General features: G+C 59.5%; 17 protein-coding genes. 11 read left to right on the forward strand and 6 right to left on the reverse strand.

What is annotated here, in order from left to right:
* Positions 1–129: 129 nt before the first annotated feature.
* On the reverse strand, positions 130–2,196 hold the full coding sequence (gene recG / locus M8N44_RS08155; RefSeq protein WP_180975223.1) for an ATP-dependent DNA helicase RecG: 2,067 nt from the start codon (positions 2,194–2,196) through the stop codon (positions 130–132).
* A 46-nt stretch (positions 2,197–2,242) separates the two neighbouring features.
* The gene (locus M8N44_RS08160; RefSeq protein WP_022398110.1) at positions 2,243–2,914 is read right to left on the reverse strand and encodes a peptidoglycan recognition protein family protein; all 672 of its coding nucleotides are present in this window, start codon (positions 2,912–2,914) and stop codon (positions 2,243–2,245) included.
* Positions 2,915–3,166: 252 nt separating this feature from the next.
* Between M8N44_RS08160 and M8N44_RS08165 the strand changes: the two genes are divergently transcribed.
* The 4 genes from M8N44_RS08165 (at position 3,167) to M8N44_RS08180 (ending at position 11,234) form a co-directional block, all read left to right on the forward strand.
* On the forward strand, positions 3,167–4,993 hold the full coding sequence (locus tag M8N44_RS08165; protein ID WP_022398111.1) for a phosphoenolpyruvate carboxykinase (GTP): 1,827 nt from the start codon (positions 3,167–3,169) through the stop codon (positions 4,991–4,993).
* Between the two features lie 686 nt (positions 4,994–5,679).
* Positions 5,680–6,729, forward strand: coding sequence for a carbohydrate-binding family 9-like protein (locus M8N44_RS08170; protein ID WP_102728695.1), 1,050 nt, complete (start codon positions 5,680–5,682; stop codon positions 6,727–6,729).
* A gap of 24 nt (positions 6,730–6,753) precedes the next feature.
* Positions 6,754–10,161, forward strand: a complete 3,408-nt coding sequence (locus tag M8N44_RS08175; protein ID WP_146021153.1) for a type 1 glutamine amidotransferase family protein — start codon at positions 6,754–6,756, stop codon at positions 10,159–10,161.
* Between the two features lie 2 nt (positions 10,162–10,163).
* Positions 10,164–11,234, forward strand: coding sequence for a hypothetical protein (locus tag M8N44_RS08180; protein ID WP_102728693.1), 1,071 nt, complete (start codon positions 10,164–10,166; stop codon positions 11,232–11,234).
* Between the two features lie 138 nt (positions 11,235–11,372).
* On the opposite strand, the gene acpS is transcribed toward M8N44_RS08180, so the two are convergent.
* Genes acpS through purH form a run of 3 tightly spaced genes read right to left on the reverse strand, consistent with a single transcriptional unit; the run spans position 11,373 to position 14,139 of the window.
* Positions 11,373–11,774: a holo-ACP synthase gene (gene acpS, locus M8N44_RS08185; RefSeq protein WP_215442325.1), complete on the reverse strand. Its 402-nt coding sequence runs from the start codon at positions 11,772–11,774 to the stop codon at positions 11,373–11,375.
* 37 nt (positions 11,775–11,811) lie between these two features.
* Positions 11,812–12,552, reverse strand: a complete 741-nt coding sequence (locus M8N44_RS08190; protein ID WP_022398116.1) for a pyridoxine 5'-phosphate synthase — start codon at positions 12,550–12,552, stop codon at positions 11,812–11,814.
* Positions 12,553–12,591: 39 nt separating this feature from the next.
* Positions 12,592–14,139, reverse strand: a complete 1,548-nt coding sequence (purH, locus tag M8N44_RS08195; protein WP_022398117.1) for a bifunctional phosphoribosylaminoimidazolecarboxamide formyltransferase/IMP cyclohydrolase — start codon at positions 14,137–14,139, stop codon at positions 12,592–12,594.
* Positions 14,140–14,384: 245 nt separating this feature from the next.
* On the opposite strand from purH, the gene rplI reads away from it, so the two are divergent.
* The 4 genes from rplI to M8N44_RS08215 all read left to right on the forward strand — a co-directional run bounded on the left by rplI (position 14,385) and on the right by M8N44_RS08215 (position 17,345).
* Positions 14,385–14,840, forward strand: a complete 456-nt coding sequence (gene rplI, locus M8N44_RS08200; RefSeq protein WP_022398118.1) for a 50S ribosomal protein L9 — start codon at positions 14,385–14,387, stop codon at positions 14,838–14,840.
* A 175-nt stretch (positions 14,841–15,015) separates the two neighbouring features.
* Positions 15,016–16,008 carry a magnesium transporter CorA family protein gene (locus M8N44_RS08205; protein WP_022398119.1) on the forward strand — a complete coding sequence of 331 codons (993 nt, stop codon included), beginning with the start codon at positions 15,016–15,018 and terminating at the stop codon, positions 16,006–16,008.
* Positions 16,009–16,073: 65 nt separating this feature from the next.
* Positions 16,074–16,967 carry an acetylglutamate kinase gene (gene argB, locus M8N44_RS08210; RefSeq protein WP_102726566.1) on the forward strand — a complete coding sequence of 298 codons (894 nt, stop codon included), beginning with the start codon at positions 16,074–16,076 and terminating at the stop codon, positions 16,965–16,967.
* A gap of 12 nt (positions 16,968–16,979) precedes the next feature.
* Positions 16,980–17,345, forward strand: a complete 366-nt coding sequence (locus M8N44_RS08215) for a lipocalin-like domain-containing protein (RefSeq protein WP_102728692.1) — start codon at positions 16,980–16,982, stop codon at positions 17,343–17,345.
* An 18-nt stretch (positions 17,346–17,363) separates the two neighbouring features.
* On the opposite strand, the gene M8N44_RS08220 is transcribed toward M8N44_RS08215, so the two are convergent.
* On the reverse strand, positions 17,364–17,648 hold the full coding sequence (locus tag M8N44_RS08220; protein ID WP_022398122.1) for a hypothetical protein: 285 nt from the start codon (positions 17,646–17,648) through the stop codon (positions 17,364–17,366).
* Between the two features lie 339 nt (positions 17,649–17,987).
* On the opposite strand from M8N44_RS08220, the gene M8N44_RS08225 reads away from it, so the two are divergent.
* From M8N44_RS08225 to M8N44_RS08235, 3 genes are read left to right on the forward strand one after another with little or no spacing between them, the layout of a single operon-like run.
* On the forward strand, positions 17,988–19,034 hold the full coding sequence (locus M8N44_RS08225; protein WP_102728691.1) for an energy-coupling factor ABC transporter permease: 1,047 nt from the start codon (positions 17,988–17,990) through the stop codon (positions 19,032–19,034).
* Between the two features lie 6 nt (positions 19,035–19,040).
* Positions 19,041–19,853, forward strand: a complete 813-nt coding sequence (cbiQ, locus tag M8N44_RS08230) for a cobalt ECF transporter T component CbiQ (RefSeq protein ID WP_102728690.1) — start codon at positions 19,041–19,043, stop codon at positions 19,851–19,853.
* Positions 19,850–20,620 carry an energy-coupling factor ABC transporter ATP-binding protein gene (locus M8N44_RS08235; protein ID WP_102728689.1) on the forward strand — a complete coding sequence of 257 codons (771 nt, stop codon included), beginning with the start codon at positions 19,850–19,852 and terminating at the stop codon, positions 20,618–20,620. The genes cbiQ and M8N44_RS08235 overlap by 4 nt, the downstream gene beginning before the upstream one ends.
* Positions 20,621–20,628 lie beyond the last annotated feature (8 nt).

Here is a 20,628-nt window from a genome sequence, read left to right on the forward strand (position 1 = left end):
GGCGTTCGGGTTGAAGAAGAAATATCTTCTTTGCCTCTTTAGATTCATTCCAAGAGAGAAACCGTTGCACCCCATATCTGTCATACAGTCCTTACCGTCTGACTGTCAGCAAACGGCAGGAAGACAATCTTACCCCGTCACACGTTTTTCCTCCCCGTTTTCCAGCAGAAAACGGAGGGGGCGGTACTTGGCGGATTCCAGATTGGGGTCCTCCGCCAGAATGGCCTCCGCCAGCTCCCGCCCGCGGTGAATCAGGCGCGCGTCCAGCAGCCATTCCTCAAAGCGCACGCCCTTCAGGCCGCTCTGGGAAGTGCCCAGCACGTCCCCGGGACCGCGGAGCTTCAAATCCTGTTCCGCCAGGTCAAAACCGTTGGCCGTGGTTTCCACAATATGCAGCTTTTCCCATTGTTCATCCTCCGGCCGGGCCTCCGTCATCAGGATGCAGTAGGACTTGTGCGCCCCGCGGCCTATGCGCCCGCGGAGCTGGTGGAGCTGGGAGAGCCCGAAACTCTCCGCATTATTGATAATCATGACCGTAGCATTCGGCACATCCACCCCCACCTCCACCACCGTGGTAGCTACCAGCACGCTGATGCGGTTGGCGCGGAAGTCCTTCATCACCGCCTCCTTTTCCTCGGAGGACATCCTGCCGTGCAGCAGTCCCACATCCACATGCGGCAGCAGCGCCTTCCACTCGTCCAGCTCCTTTGTCACGGCTTTCCCTTTCCGGGAATCCTCCCCGTCAATGAGAGGGGAAACCACGTAAACCTGCCTGCCTTCCTCCAACTGGCTCCGGACGAACTTCAATACCTTTTCCTGGTCCTTCTCCGTGCGGATGGCCGTAACCACCGCGCCACGGCCTCCGGGAACGCCGTCCAGGATGGAAACGTCCAGCTCCCCGTAAAAAGTCAGCGTCAGCGTGCGGGGAATGGGGGTGGCGGTCATCACCAGCACGTCGGGGCGCTCTTCGCGGTCAATCAGCTTTTCCCGCTGGTTCACGCCGAATTTGTGCTGCTCGTCAATCACGACCAGGCCCACACGTTCCGGCACGTTCTTCCCGTACAGCAGGGCATGCGTTCCGACCACAATCCCCCCCTGCTTCCCGAAGGATACGTGGGATTCCTCCTTCCTGTCCGCCGTCACCAGGGACACGGGAACGTCCAGCTTGTCCAGCATCTGCCGGAACTTCAAATAATGCTGTTCCGCCAGAATCTGGGTGGGGGCCATCATCACGGCGGAATACCCGTGTTCCACAGCCAGCAGCATCGCGCACAGGGCCACCAGCGTCTTTCCGGACCCTACATCCCCCTGGAGCAGGCGGTTCATGGAACGGGGCGCCTTCATATCCCGGTAAATCTCCCTCACGCAGCGCTTCTGGGCCTCCGTCAGCTCAAACGGCAGTGAATCCGCCAAATCCTTCACCAGATGGCTGGAGCCTGCCGTCTGCATGCCGGGCACTTCATCCGCTCGCCTTCTCCTGTAAGCCACGTTCAACTGCTGCGCCAGGCACTCCTCCAGCGCAAACCGCCGCCTGGTCCGGTCGCGCACTTCCGCGGTCTCCGGAAAATGGAGGTCCCTCAACGCCGTTTTGCACGGGATGTCCGGCACAAACTCGTAAATCTCCGGTTCCGGAGCCGGGGAAAGCCGGGCCAGAGCCTCCCACACGATTTCCCGCAGCCTGCGCACGGCAATCCCCATGCGGCCGCTGTAAACGGGAACAATGCGGTTCAAATGGATGGACTGGTCGTCCCCTTCCCGGATGATCTCAAAATCCGGATGGACGATGCTGAGCTTCTTCCCATACGGCTTCACGCGCCCGTACACGATCATCTCCTGCCCGGCGCACAGCATCCTGGCTATGCCCGGCATGCTGAACCACAGGCAGGAAAAACGGGCCTGCCCCAAAGATTGCTCATCCACCAGCACGGCTTCCACATACCGCCCGCGGCCCTTGCCGCCCTTCCCTCCCCAGCCTTTCCAGCCCACGTCCACCACCCGCCCCCTCAGGCAGACAGGCGCACCGGATGACAGGGAATCATAACGGTCAAACATGCGGCGGTCCTCATACCTGCGCGGCAGCATGAACAGCAAATCCCGCACGGAGGCCATTCCCGCCGCCTGCATGGCCGCCAGCTCCCTGGGGCGGATGAAGGCGCACTCCTCCAGGGGGGACGTTAAAAGCAGCTCTCCGGCCATGGGTCCAGGCGTATTCCTCACAGATCGCATCATGCCTGCGCGCCCGTCAGAGAGCGGCGGCGGGGCGGGTTTCCAGACAGCGCCTGTAATAATCCACGCGGGAGACGAACCAGCTCCATTTATGCCCCGGGCGGCCGTTGGTCAGCAGCGGGGCCGGGCAGTTCTTGCCCGTCCAGTAATAATGGGGCACCACATTGCGGAGGGGAATGTTGTACTGCTTCATCAGCACCGCCGTCAGCTTGGCGGAACGGTTCCAGGTGACGATGGGGTTGTGGCTCCTCACCTCCCCCATCTCAATCCCGATGGAATACATGTCTCCGGGACCGCCGCGGTCCGCATGGCGCCCCGTCTCGTTCAGCGGAATATGCTGGATGGCCCGGTACTGGTCCACCGTAAAATGCCAGTTCAGGGAACCCATGGCCCCCCTTTTCAGCGCACGGGCATGCGCCGCGGCGTCTCCCGTGGGGTTGGCCGTGCTGTGGATGGTGATGAAGCGCGGATGCATGGAATGGGAGGCGCGCCGCGCGCGGGAGCGCGGGGACATGAAATCGCGGCTGATGTGCACTTCCCGGGACATCTGGGACATGGTGCGCGGCACGGGGGGAACGTTCTGAATCTTGAAGCTGACGGCGGGCGGGCGCGAGGCGTCCGAACACGCCGCCAGCAGGGCCGGCAGCACCAGAAACACCGCATTTGCCATCAACGTTCTAACATTCATGATTCTTCCCTAGACTATCCGGCGCGAGCTGGCAAGCAGATTTCCAGTCAAAACAGGCTTTTTCACCCTTCCCGGAGCACAGCAGCGGGGAAACGGGAGCCCCCGCGGAACGCTCCGGAGCGGCCACCGCCGGAATCAGGGCAACGCCTTCCCCTGCACGGGGTTTCCCCTCCGGGAGCAACCAAACCGCCCCATAAAAAGCCGCACGGGAGACTTGCCAACGGCCATTTCCGTGCATACACTATTTCCACCATGAGTACCACTCACGAAGCAGCTAAGAAGTGGGTCGACGAAATCGCCCAGCTTTGCCAACCCGACTCCATCTATTGGTGCAACGGCTCTCAGGAAGAAAATGATGAGCTTTGCAACATGATGGTAGAAAAGGGCACCTTTATCAAATTGAACCCCGAGAAGCGCCCCGGATGCTTCCTCGCCCGTTCCACCCCTTCCGATGTGGCCCGTGTGGAAGACCGCACGTTCATCTGCAGCGAGAAGGAAGAAGACGCAGGCCCGACCAACCACTGGGCCGACCCCGTTGAAATGAAGGCCAAACTGAAGGGCTTCTTCAAGGGCTGCATGAAGGGCCGTACCATGTACGTGATCCCCTTCTGCATGGGTCCCCTGGACTCCCCCCTGGCCAAGATCGGCATTGAAATCACGGACTCCCCCTACGTCGTGGTCAACATGCGCATCATGACCAAGATGGGCGAAACCGTTCTCAAGCGTCTGGAAGACGAAGTCAAGGGCGGCGGCAACCCGAAGCGCGACGGCTACGGAACCTTCGTTCCCTGCCTCCACACCGTGGGCGCCCCGCTTGCAGACGGCCAGATCGACGTGCCGTGGCCCTGCAACGAAGAAAAATACATCTGCCACTTCCCGGAAACGGAAGAAATCTGGTCCTTCGGTTCCGGTTACGGCGGCAACGCCCTGCTCGGCAAGAAGTGCCTGGCCCTGCGCATCGCCTCCGCCATCGCCCGCAAGAACAAGTGGATGGCCGAACACATGCTCCTTCTGGGCATTGAATCCCCGGACGGCACGAAGGCCTATGTGGGCGGCGCATTCCCGTCCGCCTGCGGCAAGACCAACCTGGCCATGCTCGTTCCCCCCGCCTCCTACCGTGAAGCCGGCTGGAAGACCTCCATCATCGGTGACGACATCGCCTGGATCTGGCCCCATGAAGACGGCACCTTCCACGCCATCAACCCGGAAAACGGCTACTTCGGCGTGGCTCCCGGCACGTCCTACAAGACGAATCCGATCGCCATGGACACCATCAAGGAAAATGTCATCTTCACCAACGTAGGCTTGACCGACGACGGCGACGTCTGGTGGGAAGGCATGGACGGCCCCGCTCCCGCCCACGCCATCGACTGGCAGGGCAATGACTGGACCCCGGACTGTGGCCGCAAGTGCGCTCACCCGAACGCACGCTTCACCGCTCCCGCCGCCCAGTGCCCGACGATCGACCCCGAATGGCAGAACCCGGAAGGCGTTTCCCTCTCCGCGATCCTGTTCGGCGGCCGCCGCGCCACCACCATGCCCCTCGTCTTCCAGTCCCGCGACTGGACGCACGGCGTATACGTCGGCGCTACGATGGGTTCCGAAATGACCGCCGCCGCCTTCGGCAACATCGGCCAGGTCCGCCGCGACCCGATGGCCATGCTTCCCTTCATCGGCTACAACGTGGGCGACTACTGGCAGCACTGGCTGGACATGGGCAAGACCGTTGCCAATCCTCCGCTGATCTTCAACGTGAACTGGTTCCGCAAGGACAAGGACGGCAACTTCATCTGGCCGGGCTTTGGCGACAACATGCGCGTCCTCGACTGGATCCTCCGCCGCGCCAAGGGCAAGGCGGAAGGCCAGAAGACCGTGCTGGGCGTCTCCCCGACCTACGACGAACTGGACAAGACCGGCATCGACTACAGCGAAGAACAGTTCAACGCCAACATGGCTCTCAACCCGAGCGAATGGAAGGCTGAACTGGAAAGCCAGACCGAACTGTTCGACAAGGTGGGCAAAAAGCTCCCGGCCGAACTGGAAGAACAGCGCCAGATCCTCATCAAGAGCTTCTCCTAAGCGGAACTCCTGACTGAGCGTCAACTCAACAGCAGAGGCTGTCCCATCCGCGGGACAGCCTCTTTTTTATTCCCCCGCATCTTCTCCAAACACGCTCATGGAGCGCCGCGCGCCCTTGCGGCAACTGGCATAAACAGGGAGCTTACAAAAAGAAGTGGAATTTGAATGACGGGACGCTGCACGTACGAATCCTGAAGCTCAGGAAGATGCCGGGGGATTCACCCATGCAGCCAGCTCACTCTTACGGCATGGTCAAAAATCTCCAACAGCCATCGGATACCGATTAAAAGATCGTGGAAATCCGTGTCCTTTCCATGTTATGGGTACGTGGAAAATGAAGGGCTTAAAGAGTTGTAATGATACTGCATGGATAGAAAAGCAAAAATCGTTTTCTTCCTGAGTAAAATATTCAGCAATCTTGTGGGTTGCAGTTTTATTTTTACTTGAGCCGCTATTTTTATTCCGGGTTCTTCTGAAAGAAAGAAATCGAAAAACGGGTATAGTAAGAATATGTCCAACCGTGTGTTTTGATGGAATTTTATGGCCGCGGCATGTGTTGCTGGGTCATTCCCGGCATGATGCCGCGGCCACTTATCCCTCCGCATTCATCCGGGACGGCTTGCATAGTACCCGGTTCAATAGGGTCATGATATATAAGGAAACGGCATTTCAAGGATGTTAAAGAGATGAAATTAAGCTTCATTATACTGAGCCTGGTCAGCGGACTGGCGCTCTCCGCCCCTCCCCGCGAGCTTTCCTTTTATGTCGTCAGCCCGGTTGAGGGAAAAGCGCCGGTGGTCGACGGCTGCCTGAACGAGGCAGCCTGGGAAAAAGCGGCCGTATTCCGTCATTATTATGTTTACAATTGCGCGGAGCCGACTCCGGGAAAACTCAAGACGGAATTCCGTATGCTGTATGATGAAAAAGGAATCTACCTGGGCATCATCAATTTCGAGGAGCATCCGGAAAAATTGAGGAAGATCATTACCGACTTTGACAACGCCGCCATTTGGACCGACGACTGCGCCGAAATCTTTTTCGATGCCAGGGCCAATGGAATAAGCTACCATTGTTTCAAGGTCAATTGCATCGGAACGCGCGCCGATTTCCGCCGCCGGGACGCCGCCGTTTATCAGAATGACTGGAGCGGCACCGACTGGACCGCCCGGACCTCCATCGGCAAGGACCGCTGGACGATTGAAGCGTTTTTCCCCTGGAGCGACCTGCCCGCCAAAGCGGAAACGTCCGATATCTGGATGTTCTGCCACGTCCGTTATGCCTACTCCGGCGGAAATTTTGCCGGAGCCGCCAGTTCGGTGCTGGGCGGATATTCGAGCCCGCGCAACTTCGGCTATATTTACTTCCAGGGAGCAAATGACACCGTCTCGCCGGAAAAGATATCCGCCCTGCTGTCGCGTTCCGCGGAAGAGCCATGGTGCGCCATGGCTGGCGACACCCTGATCCTGCGAGATAAAGGTAAAAGTGTCCTTACGGAACCCGGCCAGGTGAAGAACAATGAATTCGCGGAAATTGAAAAGCTATCAGCCGAACTGGCACGGGCCTGCGGGAAATCCGCTTTTAAAAAGTACCGGGAAGAACTGGATGCGATCAACCGTGAATGCCGTGTTCTGGAGAAAGAAAAAACCACGGTCAGCGGATTAAGGCGCCTTTACGTCCTGAAAGAGCGCTGCCGGGCGCTCAAATGGAAAATTGCCCTGGAAGAAAGCCTGAATTAACTCAAAAAAGAAAGATACCAATTGATGAAACGGTTACCGCTATTGCTCTGCATCCTGCTGACGGGCCTTGTTGCTCCCGTATTCGGCAAACTGGACGGCACTTACATTAATGAGGCCGGAATGACCCTGAAAACGCCCCATGCCGCATGGGATGAAAAAGGCGAGCTTCCCCATAAGAAAATACTTTTTATCATGCAGCAGACGGCCTCGCGCGAGATCATTGAGCTGGTCCAGCGCTTCCCGGGCTTTGAATATGAAGTGGTTCTCACAGCCAATGAACATAGCATCGGAGCGGACGATATTTACAGCAATCCGATTGCGGGGCTGAGCACCGCCGACAAACGCCAGGAACTGGCCGCCAAACTGGCAAAGGATTATGATCTGGTGGTCGTGGCAAACGTCGATTTTGCGGTCCTGCCGGATGAGCAGAAATTCCGCCTGATGTCGATGGTGCGGAACGGAACCGGCCTGGTCCGGATTCAATCCGGCGAACCCTGGTCCGAACTTAAGAAACTGCCTTATAAAAAACCGTACGCCAAGCCGTTGCCCCGGCCGGAATGGGTTGCCGGAAGCAACAGCCTTCCCGGAACCAGGCCTAAAAACTTTGAATCGCGTATTTTCAACGCCTGGCAGTTCGGCAATGGCCGGATCGTTGAAGTCGATTACGGCGCGGGCTACCGGCCAGGGGTGGGGCTGACGCCGTATTTCAGCTACACCACGGACTGGTTCTTCCTCTATGAAACGTCTCAGGCTTTTCTGGCCCAGGTGCTCTATTACGCCAGCGGAGTGGAACTGCCGGCATTCTCAGTACGGCAGGACAACGGCAAATTTGCCGTAACCCCTCCGGAAAAAACCGTTGCTGTGGGCCGTATCCGGCAGGCGGATAATTCCGTCATCCGGAACAGCCTTGATTTCACGAACCTTCCGGCGGGAAGATATACCGCAGACGTATTGGTCCGCCGGGATGGCGCGCTGGTCAACTTCGGCGCCTTTCCCTTTACGGTGGAATCCGCTTTCGGGGCCGTATCAGTGGAAACGCCCAGGCTGGTGCAGGACCGCGGCCCCTTCTCCGTCACGTTGAAACTGGCTTCACCCGCGCAGGACGGTTATTCCGCCAAAGTGGAGCTGATGGACGCTCCCTACCGCAATGTATGGTTCAGCAAGACCCTTCCTTTGGAAGCCGGAAAGAAAGAGCTTTCATTCGACCTTGAAAATTACCGGATGCCGACCATCGGCGGTTATCTGCGGTGCACCGTTTACGATGCCCGGGGCAATGCGGCACATGCTGAAAATCCGGTGATTTTCCCGGATTATTCCCTGGAGGATTATCTCCAGCTTACCTGGGGCCAGGTTGGCTGCACCTTCAACCCGGCCTTCGGGGAACGGATCATTGACCGCCTCGGCTGGAACGTATCCCTGCAATTTTTCACCAAGGGAGATATTGAAAACGCCCTGCGGAACGAAAAACTGTGTCCGTACATCTGCCGGATCGGGATGGAAGCCGGGCCGAACAATGAAACCAGGGTATTGCGCAAGCTGTGGTCCGAACAGAAAGAAAATATGGAGCAGCTGGGTACGTTGAACGGTGACGAATCATTCTACCATCCATTGGTCCGGAAACTTTGGAGCGACGATCTGCGACGCCAGGCAGAATACCTGAAAGACCTGAGCCCCATGCTGTACAACCTGGGCGACGAAAATTTTTACACTTACGACGCCGGGTTCGGAGAATCGGATAAACAGCCGTTCGCCGATTTCCTGCGGCAGAAGTACCAGACCATGGAAAACTTGAACCTTGAATACGGCGCCTCCTATGCCGGATTCGGTGAAGTGCCCCACCTCCGGCTGGACGCGGCCAAAAAAACGGGAAATCTGGTCGCTTACAATGACCACCGGGAATATATTGAAAAAATGTACGTGGACATGCATCATTTCCTGGCGGCGGAAATCAAAAAGGTTCATCCCGGAGCCCGGGTAGGCGCGGAAGGCTCCCCTCCCGGCAACCTTGAAGAAATGATTAAAGGGCTGGACTTCTGGGGCCCTTACAGCGGCATGCAGGAGAACGAGGCATTGCGCGCATTCGGCGCGGACCGGGTCCGGACCATCTGGTGGGGCGGGTATTGCTCGGAGCGTTCATCCTATCCATACAAACTTTGGGAACACCTGCTGCAGGGAGCGATCAACGGCCACGCCTGGTTCCTGATCAACCCCGCCCTGGGAGAAACCAGCCATTCCGGCGATCTCTCCGAGGCGGAATACCTGCGCCAGTACATGCCCTATCTTGATGACTTGAACTACGGCCTCGCACAGCTGCTGATCAAAACCCCGTTTCCGGATACCGGCATCCTGTTCTACTACAGCCACACCTCCAATTCCGCCGCCCAGGCGGACAGCCGCTGCGTCAAGCCGGACGCCAGCATGAATCCGCTGCTCCGGTATTGCTACCAGCGCGGGCTGGGCTTCAATTTCGTCTCGCCCAATACCCTGGAACGCCTGAAAAACGCACGGCTCCTCTTCCTCTGCGGAGCTTCCTCCCTGAGCGACAAAGAGTGCGCGGCCATTCTGGATTTCGTCAAATCCGGCGGCACCGTACTGGCTGACGCCAATATCGCCATCCTGAACGAAAACCTGAAAAAACGCACTGTGAACCCCCTGGGCGAACTTTTCGGGAACCTGACGTTCGGCCAGGCGAAAGAGCTCGAAATCCAGCCTTATGAAAGCACAAGCGGAGCCCTGGCCCTGGCGGGAGAAAAGGCCCATGCAGTCCACGGCAATCCGGGCCTGCAGCTCCGCAAGGCCGGCAAAGGAAACGCCATCCTGCTGAATGCCTCCCTCTCCGTTCTGGAAAATAATTCCCTGCCCGGCTCCTCCCTGAACACGTTCCTTGACCAGGTGGTGAAAAACGCCGGAGTCCGTCCTCTGGCCGTCATCCCCGATTTCAGCGACACCCTGATGGTCCGTCCGCGGAAGGCCGGAGAATTCGAACTGCTGGGCGCCCTCGGCCAGGAAAAGGACCTCGGCAAATCATTCACCGCCAAATTGCCGGAAGAAAAATACATCTATGAGTGCCGCAAAGGACTGGTGGGGAAATCAGACAAGCTTGTCTTTAAATTCTCCAATGCGCCGTTCCGCTGCTTTGCCCTGTTTGACCGGGAGCAGCAGCCGCCCGTGGTAACCGCTCCGGCCCAGGTGGCCAAAGGCGCCCGGGCCCTGCTTAAGATTTCCGGACCGGCCAATCCCCGGGAACGCGCGTACCGGATTACGGTAACGGCCCCGGACGGCAGGGAAATTCTGCACCGCAGCAAAACCATTTACGGCAAGACGGAATACCCGCTGGATTTCGCCTTTAACGATCTTCCCGGCGCATACCGCATCACCATTGAAGACGCGGCTACAGGCTTGAATACCCAACACGAAATAGAGGTAAAATAATCATGCAGAAACTCACCCTGACCGTACTGGCCGGATTGTGCACCACACTGCTGTACGCCGCCCCCTCCATTGAAAAGAAAGAAGAGAAATTTGACCGCAAGGGAACTCCCGTCCTTGTGACCCGCCATACCGTCAACCTTGGCAACGGAAAAATCAATTACCACACCGTTACCAATCCCAATGACAACAAGCCGGTTCAGCAGGAATGGGGGGATTTCAGATTCGGCATCGAATATTGGAGGAACCCCAATACTCCCGGAAGCTGGAGTCCCGTCAATTTCCTTGCCGTGATCGGCAAGGACGGCAAAACACTGCTGGACCGGAAAGTCGCGGAAAAAATTGACACCGTAGAAAACGGCAAGATGGAAATGGCCGTATTCACGTTCCGCCCGGAAAACAGTGTTCTGGACGTCAGGATAGCGCAGTTCAAGGATCGCCCGGACTGGCTGTTCGTCAAGGTCAGTTATCCCGGACAACTGTATGAAGTCTGGGCGTCGCCGGTTCACGGTTACGGGAAGCCGGAACTGAAGTCGCAATTCGCCCTGAAAGAAGGAGACGGGGAAAAACCATGCGGAAAGCCGGACTGGGTTCTGACGAAAACAACCGGGGGAAACGGGGTAATGAACTTCAACCGCTATGCTTACAAGGAGTTCGGCACGTTCATCGTTTTTGAAAAAGAATCCCTCCGCCAGATCCGGATTCATGGAGATGATATCAAATTTGAGCTGAAGCCGGAGTCGGACAGCTTCAGTTTTGCCATAAGTTATTTCAAAGACCGGAAGCCGGAGGAGGTGCGCCCGGAATTCTTCAACGTGACGGTTCCGGAGGTGGAGAGCTTCCTGAAGTCCATCAATTGGAGCCCGATCCCCGACCGGAAGACGTTTTCAGAGCTTGCGGATGAAACCCGGAAAAACATCTCCATCCTGAAAAGGGATGGCGGCCATGCGGCGGACTATGAAAAGAGAGTGAAAGAACTGGAAACCGATTTTTCCGAAGCGCCGAGTTTTGAAACTCTGGCCGCCCTCCGCGAACTGAATAGGGAAGTCATCAAGAAGAACCTTGAAAACCTGTAGGAACACGGTATTCATCGGCGCCGCTGGCAAGGCATCCTGTAGAAATTTCCTGGGCTCAGGACCCGGTATGTTCCAGCCGGCTTTGGTTCAGGGAAAACGGTCCCGGGAGCGGCCAAGGCTTGCGGCGATTCTGAAGCGTCAGGAAAATTCCGGGGCTTCGGCAAGGGCGATGACGGCGGCTGCGGCGCTCAGGCGGGAATGGGTCATGGTCAGGAACCAGCCCGTGACGCCCTGCTCCCGGGCCGTCACTCCGGCTGTGCCGTGCAGCAGGATGGAGGGAGCGCCCGCATCATTGCGCACCACTTCCACATCCGTAAAAGCGCATTTTTCCCCTATTCCCGTTCCCAGGGCCTTCGCCACGGCCTCCTTGGCCGCAAAACGGGCCGCCAGGCTCGGCACGGGGTCCGCATGCTTCCGGCAATAGGCCCATTCATCCGGGGTGCAGATACGCAGGGCAAATGCCTCCCCGTTTTTCTGGAGGGCCTGGCGCACGCGGTCCAGGTCGATCAAATCCATTCCCAATCCTGCAATACGGCTCATGTTCCTGCAACCGGGGGTTAAAGTTGAAACGGGAATATCAGCTCAGGCGGTCGATCGCCTGGCGCATTTCCCTCACGGCCTGCTCCATCCCCACAAAGAGGGCGCGGGCTACGATCGTATGGCCTATGTTCAGCTCATGCAGGTAAGGCACGCCGTCCATCAGCTGTTCCAGATTCTGGTAGTTGATGCCATGGCCTGCATTCACCTGGATGCCCAGGGAGTGGGCCAGCTCCGCGGCGCGTTTCAAACGGGCCAGCTCCGCCGTGCGTTCCTTCCCGGCGTGGTTGGCAAAGCATCCGGTATGAAGCTCCACCATGGGCGCTCCCAGACGGGCGGCGGCGTCCACCTGGGCCAGCTCCGGATCAATGAACAGGCTCACCTGAATGCCGTTGTCAGCCATTCTTGCCATGGTGGGGGCCAGTTCCTTTTCATGAAAGACGGCGTCCAGGCCGCCTTCCGTAGTAATTTCCTCACGCTTTTCCGGAACCATGCAGACATAGTCCGGTTTCAGCCGAAGGGCAAAGTCCACCATCTCCGGGGTATTCCCCATTTCCAGGTTCAGGGGAAGGGCCACGCTCTCACGGACGCTCAGGGCGTCCGCATCCTGCATGTGGCGGCGGTCCCCCCGGACGTGGAGGGTGATGGAATCCGCCCCGCCCCTTTGCGCCGCGTAGGCGGCGTCCAAAACGCTCGGCTCCACGTTGAAGGAATCAAGCATGGTCGCATAGCGGGCCTGCCTCAGCGTGGCGATGTGGTCTATATTTACACCTAGCAACATATCGGTTTTAAGACAAGGGGACGGGGCCGATCATTCAAATTAATGGAGGAAATGGCGGTGCCCCGTGAACACCATGGCAATCCCCGCGGCGTCCGCAGCGGCGATCACTTCCTCGTCCCGGATGGAACCGCCGGGCTGGATGCAGGCGGTGGCCCCGGCGTCAATGGCTACCTGGAGGCCGTCCGCAAACGGGAACATGGCGTCGGAAGCCACCACGCTGCCCTTCAGGTCCAGGCCGGCCTGTCCGGCCTTCCAGACGGCAATGCGGGCGGAATCCACCCGGCTCATCTGCCCGGCGCCGATGCCGAGCGTGCGGTCCGTGCCGCCGAAGACGATGGCGTTGGAGTGCACCTGCTTCACGACGCGCCAGTTGAAGCGCATGGCGGTAAGTTCTTCTTCCGTCGGGGGGCGCTTGGTCACAACCTTGGCTTCCAGATTGTCCAGGCCCATCACGTCCGTATCCCGCTTCATGGTCATGAAGCCGCCGGGAGCGGAGCGGATGATGGGTTCGCGGCGCGCCTTCATCCAGGCTTCCGTGTTCATGCGGATGATGCGGCAGTTTTTCTTCTTCTGGAGAAGGGCGCGGGCTTCCGCATCGTATTCCGGGGCGATGATGACGTCCGTGAAAATGGCGCTCAGCACGCGGGCCAGGCCTTCCGTCATCGGACGGTTGACCACGATCACGCCGCCGAAGGGGGCCTGCGTGTCCGTTTCAAAGGCTTTCTGCCAGGCGTTGCGCAGGTCCTCGTCATCCTGGCCCACGCCGCAGGGGTTCGTGTGCTTCAGGATGCCCACCGTCGGGCGGCGGAACTGGGTGATCAGCTCGGCGGCGCCTTCGATGTCCAGCACGTTCGTGTAGGAAAGCTCCTTGCCCTGGAGCTGGTTGAAAATGTCCCCGAAGCTGCCGTACAGGCTGGCTTCCTGGTGGGGGTTGTCCCCGTAGCGCAGTTCCTGGTACAGGGGCGCGCAGATGCAGAAGCTGCCCTTGGTGCTTTCCGCGCTTTGGTGGCCCAGGTAGTTGGTAATGGCGTTGTCGTAATTGGAGGTGCGCATGAACACCTTCACTGCCAGGTTTTCGCGGGTTTTCAGGGTCGTGTCTCCCTTGTGGGTCTGCATTTCATCCAGAATGCGCGCGTAGTCCGCGGGATCGGACACGACGGTGACGGAGGCGTAGTTCTTGGCGGCGGAACGGAGCATGGACGGGCCGCCGATGTCGATCTTTTCAATCGCTTCTTCCAGCGTGACGTCCGGCTTGGCGACGGTTTCCTCAAAGGGGTACAGGTTCACGCAGACCAGGTCAATGGGCTTGATGCCGTTTTCCTTCGCCTGGCGCACATGCTCTTCATTGTCGCGGCGGTGCAGCAGGCCCCCGTGCACCATGGGGTGAAGCGTCTTCAGGCGTCCTTCAAACAATTCCGGTTCCCCGGTATAGTCGGAAATTTCAATCACCGGAAGGCCCAGGCCTTTCAGGAAAGCGGCGGTGCCGCCGGTGGAAATAAGCTCTACTCCAAACTCGTGCAGGCCCTTGGCAAACTCCTCCAGGCCGGTCTTGTCGGAAACGGATATCAATGCGCGCTGAATAGCCATAAGATCAAATATCTGTAATGTACCCGCGGGCGAACCCTCCTCTCCGGGAGCGAACGCGACAAATGCGGTTCCTTTCCCTACATACTACCGCCCCGTGAAGCAAGCGCAATGTCACCTATCATGACAGCCGGGGGGATTTTTTCCTCCCAAAACATAAAAAAACGCCCTTTTTATCGCTCTTGTCTTGACATTCGGGCGAATACTTACTACTTCAACCGCTCACAAATAACCATTTCTTTTTAGCCATGGCAACGATGGAAGTAATTCTCGCAACAAAAATTGAAGGACTCGGCGCGGAAGCCGACCTGGTGACCGTTAAGGCTGGCTATGGCCGCAACTACCTCATCCCCCAGGGTCTCGCCCACGAAGCAACGGCCTCCAACCGCCGTTTCATCGCCAATCTTCAGGCCGCCCGCGCCAAGCGTGAAGCGGAAGAACTCAGCGCCGCCCAGGAAGTGGCCGCCAAAATCAACGGATTGACCGTAGACCTTACCCTTGAAGTGGGTCAGGGCGGCAAGGCGTTCGGCGCCATCACCAACCAGAACATTCACGATGCCCTGACCGCTCAGGGAGTGGAAGTGGACCGCCGCGCGATTGAGCTTGAAAAGCCGATCAAGAGCGAAGGCGAACACGAAGTCGCCATCAAGGTGCATCCCCAGGTGGAAGCCACGCTCAAGGTGGTCGTCAAGGAAAACGCCTAAGCGGCGCGCATCCCTTTCTTTTTTCCGGCAGGCCCGGTTCCCACCTTGGGAACCGGGCCTCTTTTTGTCACCCTTTTTACTTCCCTTCCCTGTACAAACAAGGCATCATGCCCGCGTTGGGTGTCACTCGACATCATGCACGGCATCGTTCCATCCCCCCACCGAAATCAACGGCATGATTCGACTCTATCGTCAAACCCCGGAAGGCATTGAGCGCACCACCCAGGTGGATGCGGCTGAACAGAACTTGGACTCCGTCTTCTGGATTGACCTCCTTACCCCTGAACCGGCGGAAATCAAGTTTGTGGAACGCCTCTGCGGGCTGGAGATGCCCACCTACGACGAGATGAGGGAAATTGAGGCCACCAGCCGCCTGTACACGGAAGACGGCGCCCGCTTCATGACCACCACGGTGCTCAGCCGCGTGGATACGGAATCCCCCTCCTTGTCGGAAATCACCTTCGTCCTCATGGGGGCCAAGATCATCACCATCCGCCACTCGGACTCCTACTCCTTCCGTGTCTTCTCCCACCAGCTCCTGCGCCAGAAGCAGATCAGCCGGGACCAGGTTTTCACCGGACTGCTGGAAACCATCGTGGACCGCCAGGCGGACGTCCTGGAACGCTTCGGCGCGGAACTGGACCGCCTTTCCAAAAACATCTTCCGCAGGGACGAACCGGAAGGCAAGGCCAGCAAGCGCGTACCCGTCTCCAGCGCCCTGCGCCTCACGCTCCAGGACCTGGGCCGCGTGGGGGACCTGCTCACCCGCCAGCGGGACTGCCTGGTCAACCTTCTGCGCCTGCTCACGTACGCCAGCAATGAAGAGGCCCTGGACGACACCAACTCCACCCTGTACATCAAGCTGCGCCCCCTGAGCCGCGACGTCACGTCCCTCTCGGAATACGCCAACTTTCTTTCCAGCAACGTGAACTTCATGCTGGACGCCGTTCTGGGCCTCATCAACATCGAGCAGAACGAAATCGTCAAAATCTTCACCGTGGCGGCCGTGGTCTTCATGCCCCCCACCCTCATCGCCAGCATCTACGGAATGAACTTCTCCCACATGCCCGGCCTGGAAAACGAATACGGCTATTACATCTCCCTGGTCGTCATGCTCGTTTCCATCATTCTTCCCCTGGTTTATTTCAGGAGCAGGCGCCTGCTTTGAACGGCCCCTGCCGCGGACTCCCTCCCTCTCTTTTTGTCAACCACTCCTACCGTTTCATGATTGATATGGACTCCAAAATCACCCGCCTGATTGAACAGGCCTCCGTCATTGTCGGCGCCCTCCCCTACCTCCAGGCCTACCGGGACAAGACATTCCTCATCAAATTCGGCGGCAGCGCCATGGACGACGCCCGCCTGGTCAAGAAGCTCATGCGCGACATCGTTCTGCTGGAAGTCCTGGGCTTCAACCCCGTGATCGTCCACGGCGGCGGCAAGGCCATCTCCAAGGCCATGGCGGAAGCCGGGCTGGAGGCCCGCTTCATCAACGGTCTGCGCGTCACGACGCCGGAAGCCATTTCCATCGTGGAACGCACCCTCTCCGGAACCATCAATCCCGGCCTCGTCCAGATGTTCCGCGACTACGGAGGCAAGGGCGTAGGCATTCCCGGCACGGAAATCTTCGTGGGGGAACGCATCCAGGAAAAGGACGAACAGGGCAACCCCGTGGACATCGGTGAAGTAGGCAACGTCATCGGCTGCCTGACAGACCGCATCACGGAAGCGCTGGAACTCCAGATCACCCCCATCGTCTCCCCCCTGGCGAAAGAGCTGGGCACCCACAAGCCGCTCAACGTGAACGCGGACCTGGCGGCGGCGGCCCTTGCCAAGGAGCTCAAGCCGGTCAAGCTTATCTACATTTCCGACGTTCCCGGCATCATGAAGGACCCCGCGGACCCGTCCACCCTCATCAAATCCGTCACGCGCACGGAAGCCCTGGACCTCATTGAAGACGGCACCGTTTCCGGCGGCATGATTCCCAAAATCCACTCCGCCATTGACGCCCTGAACGCGGGCGTGCGCAAGGTGCACTTCATTGACGGACGCCTGCCCCACACCCTGCTGCTGGAAATCTTCACTCCGGACGGCATCGGTACGGAAGTCATCAGGGAACAGCGCTGACCACCCGCCGCCATGCGCCTTTTCCTCCTTCTTCCGGCCCTCTCACTGGCGGCGGCCTCCTGCTCCATGCAGCCCACTCCGTCCAGCCTTTCCGGCTCCTGGACCCAGCCCGTCCCCGGACAGCCGGGGCACGTGCAGGGAATGCAGCTCCTGCCGGACGGCAGGGCGAGATCCATCAACATGCGCACGCTTCTCTACCGGAGCTGGCAACTGGACGGCAAGCGCCTGACCCTGACGGGGAAAAGCATAGGCAACGGGAACTCCTCCCTCTTCACCACAACCTCCACCATTGACAGACTCAGCAGAACCACGCTGATTCTGAACACGGACGGAAACCGGGAGGTCTACACCCGCACGCCGGACGCGGCCGGAAGGTAAGCATCCCGGCGCCTTCCGCTATTCATCCTCCAGAAGGGACTTGTTGGCCGCTTTCGCCAGCTCGCAATTCGGGCATTTGTCAATCAGGCGGTCCATCAGGGCTTCAATGCGGGCGTCCTTCGCCATCAACTGCTCATCCTTCTTCTTGAGCAGGTTCAGCGTATAATTCACGGCAATCGTCAGAACGCCCAGGCCGCCGATGGCTCCGGCGGAAGATACGGCCGTATCTGCGGAAATATTGCCCAGGATCGTCGTGCACCCGCCTATGGAAAACAAGCACTTAGCTATGGAAAAATTCATCATGGGTTCCGTCTAGCAAACCGCTTCCCCGTCTGCATCACGCCCAATCCGTCCACATCCGCCGCGCGGCACGCCTGGGCGGCACGGCGCGGCAGCCAAATTCCCGCCGGATACACTCGGAGAAAACGCGCTCCCCCTCCCCCGGAAAGGCGCTATTGCCGGGGAACACGGTCCACCGGACCCGCGCAGGGAGCAAGGCCGCGCGGCGCGGGGAAAATACTTATACCCGTTGCCGCATTTCCTTCTTCGGCTTTGCGGTGTTTGTGCTAAAGTGGCGCCAATCTGCCCGGTCCGGGGCTCTTACCAATACTTCACTTCATCCAATAGAAAGACACAAACATCATGCATATGGCGGACGGCTTCATTTCACCGGCGGTAGGCTGCACCATGTGGGCGGCTTCCGCCGCGATCACGGCGCTCTGCGCGCGCAAGGTCAGGCAGGAAAAGGAAGTGCGGCTCGTCCCGCTCATGGGCGTTCTGGGAGCCTTCATCTTCGCCTGCCAGATGCTGAACTTCACCATTCCGGGCACCGGGTCCAGCGGCCATCTGGGCGGCGGCCTCATCCTGGCGGTCCTGCTGGGGCCGTATGCGGGCTTCCTGGTCATGGCGGCCATCCTGGCGGTGCAGGCGCTTTTCTTTGCGGACGGAGGGCTGCTGGCCCTGGGCTGCAACATCTTCAACATGGGCTTCTTCTCCTGCCTGGTAGCCTACCCCTTCATTTACAGGCCCCTGGCCGGGAAAAACCCCGGCACGGGCCGAATCACGCTGGCCAGCATCACCGCCGCCGTCATCGGGCTCCAGCTGGGGGCCTTCTCCGTCGTGCTGGAAACGACGGCCTCCGGCATCTCCGCGCTGCCCTTCGCCCAGTTCGTGGAACTGATGCTTCCCATCCATCTGGCCATCGGCGTGGTGGAAGGACTCGCCACGGCGGCCATCGTCATCTTCATCAGCAAGGCCCAGCCCTCCCTGCTGCGCCCGGCTGATCTGGAAACCGGCCCCGTCAAAAAAGCCTCCTTCACCGTTCTGGGCATCTTTGCGGTAGCGGCCCTGCTCTGCGGGGCGGCCCTTTCCTGGTTCGCCTCCGCCTACCCGGACGGCCTGGAATGGTCCGTGGCCGGCGTCACCGGGTCGGAAGAAACCAGCCTGGCGGAGCCTTCCTCCCTCCACCGCAGCCTGGAATCCGTACAGGCATCCACCGCCATCATGCCGGACTACGCCCTCCCCGCCGCGGAGGAAACAGCCTCCTCCGGAGAGACGGAGAGAGCCTCCTCCATCGTCAACCCTGAAACCAGCCTGGCCGGCGTGCTGGGGAGCGTCATCATTGCCGCCCTGGTCTTTGCGGCCGGCTTCCTGTTCGGCAGAAAACCGCACAGCCACTGCCCCCGCTGACCCCCCATGCCCCTGTTCACGGACGCCGCGCGGCAATTCCGCCAGATGGACCGGTTTTCCTGCGGAAACACCGGATTCCACCGTCTGGACGCCCGTATTAAAATAGGGGCCTTCCTCGTCTTTCAAATCTGCGTGCTCTCCTGGCCGCCGCAGGAAATCACGGGGCTGCTGCCCTTCTTCCTGTTCCCGGTCTGCGTCATCCGCATGGCGGGGCTCCCCCTGGGCTACCTGCTGAAGCGCACCCTGTGGCTGCTGCCCGTCGCCGTCATGATCGGCCTCTTCAACCCGCTGGTGGACAGGACGCCGGCGGGAGAATGGTTCGGCATTCCCGTCACACAGGGCATCATCTCCTTCATCTCCATCATCCTGCGGTGCATGCTCACCATCCTGGGAGCCTTCACGCTGCTGGCCTCCACGGGCTTCGCTCCGCTCTGCCGGGGCCTGAGGCAGCTCGGCGCGCCGCGCATCCTGATCACGCTCCTGGCCTTCCTGTACCGGTACGCCTTCATCCTGATGGATGAATTCCAGAACATGCTGATGGCGTTCCGCTCCCGGAGGGGAGGCTCCGGTTCCGTCCCCCTTTCCACCTGGGGGGCCATGACCGGCCAGCTCCTGCTGCGCACCTTCGGTCGCGCGGAACGCATTTACCAGGCCGTCCTGTGCCGGGGAGGGGAAGACCCCGAATTCGTCAGCGCCCCCGGCGTCATCACCATGCGCGGCGTGGCGGGCGGCATTCTCTTCTGCGCCCTCGTCATCCTGTTCCGCTGCTTTAACGTCACCATGCTGGCGGGCCAGTGCGCCCGCAGCCTCCTCTCATGAGCCACCACCTTGTAGAAACCATCGACCTGTGCTTCAGCTACCCCGATTCTCCTCCGGCGCTGAACCGCGTCTCCCTGCGCATCACCCACGGGGAATCCGTTGCCGTCGTGGGCGGGAACGGAGCGGGAAAATCCACCCTGCTCCTGCACCTCAACGGCCTGCTGGAGCCCTCCTCCGGACAGGTGCGGGTGGGGGACATCCCCGTCACGCCCAAAACCGTCGCCCGCGTCCGGGAAAGCGTGGGAATGGTATTCCAGCAGGCGGACGACCAGCTTTTCATGCCTACCGTCCGGGAGGACGTGGCCTTCGGCCCGCTCAACATGGGCCTCCCTCCGGAAGAAGTCAGCCGCCGCGTGCGGCAGGCTCTGCGGGACGTCCATGCGGAAGCCCTGGCGGACAAGATGACCCACCACCTTTCCGGCGGGGAAAAACGCGCCGTCTCCATCGCCACCGTCCTCTCCATGACCCCGGACATCCTGGTTCTGGACGAACCCAGCGCGAACCTGGACCCGGCCTCCCGCCGCACCCTCATCAGCCTCCTGCGCCAATTCTCCCATACCAAAATCATCGCCACCCATGACCTGGACATGGTCATGGACCTGTGCACCCGCTGCATCGTGATGAAGGATGGATCCATTCTGGCGGACGCGCCCGTTCCGGACATTTTCGCCGACTGCGCTTTGCTGGAAGAAGCGCGCCTGGAACAACCCCTCAGCTACCGCCTGATGCAGTACGGCAGGGAGAGGGAGAACTCCGGCCAATTTTAAGGAGGAAA

It is taken from the genome of Akkermansia massiliensis, assembly GCF_023516715.1.
In the GTDB taxonomy this organism is placed as follows: Bacteria; Verrucomicrobiota; Verrucomicrobiia; order Verrucomicrobiales; family Akkermansiaceae; genus Akkermansia; species Akkermansia massiliensis.

What these genes read in the sequence shown, in the direction of transcription:
- M8N44_RS08215 (WP_102728692.1), top strand. Translation starts at nt 16,980, where the DNA reads ATGCGCCTTTTCCTCCTTCTTCCGGCCCTCTCACTGGCGGCGGCCTCC.
- cbiQ (WP_102728690.1), top strand. Translation starts at nt 19,041, where the DNA reads ATGCCCCTGTTCACGGACGCCGCGCGGCAATTCCGCCAGATGGACCGG.
- recG (WP_180975223.1), bottom strand. Translation starts at nt 2,196, where the DNA reads ATGGCCGGAGAGCTGCTTTTAACGTCCCCCCTGGAGGAGTGCGCCTTC.
- M8N44_RS08160 (WP_022398110.1), bottom strand. Translation starts at nt 2,914, where the DNA reads ATGAATGTTAGAACGTTGATGGCAAATGCGGTGTTTCTGGTGCTGCCG.
- M8N44_RS08235 (WP_102728689.1), top strand. Translation starts at nt 19,850, where the DNA reads ATGAGCCACCACCTTGTAGAAACCATCGACCTGTGCTTCAGCTACCCC.
- M8N44_RS08220 (WP_022398122.1), bottom strand. Translation starts at nt 17,648, where the DNA reads ATGATGAATTTTTCCATAGCTAAGTGCTTGTTTTCCATAGGCGGGTGC.
- rplI (WP_022398118.1), top strand. Translation starts at nt 14,385, where the DNA reads ATGGCAACGATGGAAGTAATTCTCGCAACAAAAATTGAAGGACTCGGC.
- M8N44_RS08170 (WP_102728695.1), top strand. Translation starts at nt 5,680, where the DNA reads ATGAAATTAAGCTTCATTATACTGAGCCTGGTCAGCGGACTGGCGCTC.
- M8N44_RS08205 (WP_022398119.1), top strand. Translation starts at nt 15,016, where the DNA reads ATGATTCGACTCTATCGTCAAACCCCGGAAGGCATTGAGCGCACCACC.
- M8N44_RS08190 (WP_022398116.1), bottom strand. Translation starts at nt 12,552, where the DNA reads ATGTTGCTAGGTGTAAATATAGACCACATCGCCACGCTGAGGCAGGCC.
- M8N44_RS08225 (WP_102728691.1), top strand. Translation starts at nt 17,988, where the DNA reads ATGCATATGGCGGACGGCTTCATTTCACCGGCGGTAGGCTGCACCATG.
- M8N44_RS08180 (WP_102728693.1), top strand. Translation starts at nt 10,164, where the DNA reads ATGCAGAAACTCACCCTGACCGTACTGGCCGGATTGTGCACCACACTG.
- argB (WP_102726566.1), top strand. Translation starts at nt 16,074, where the DNA reads ATGGACTCCAAAATCACCCGCCTGATTGAACAGGCCTCCGTCATTGTC.
- M8N44_RS08175 (WP_146021153.1), top strand. Translation starts at nt 6,754, where the DNA reads ATGAAACGGTTACCGCTATTGCTCTGCATCCTGCTGACGGGCCTTGTT.
- M8N44_RS08165 (WP_022398111.1), top strand. Translation starts at nt 3,167, where the DNA reads ATGAGTACCACTCACGAAGCAGCTAAGAAGTGGGTCGACGAAATCGCC.
- acpS (WP_215442325.1), bottom strand. Translation starts at nt 11,774, where the DNA reads ATGAGCCGTATTGCAGGATTGGGAATGGATTTGATCGACCTGGACCGC.
- purH (WP_022398117.1), bottom strand. Translation starts at nt 14,139, where the DNA reads ATGGCTATTCAGCGCGCATTGATATCCGTTTCCGACAAGACCGGCCTG.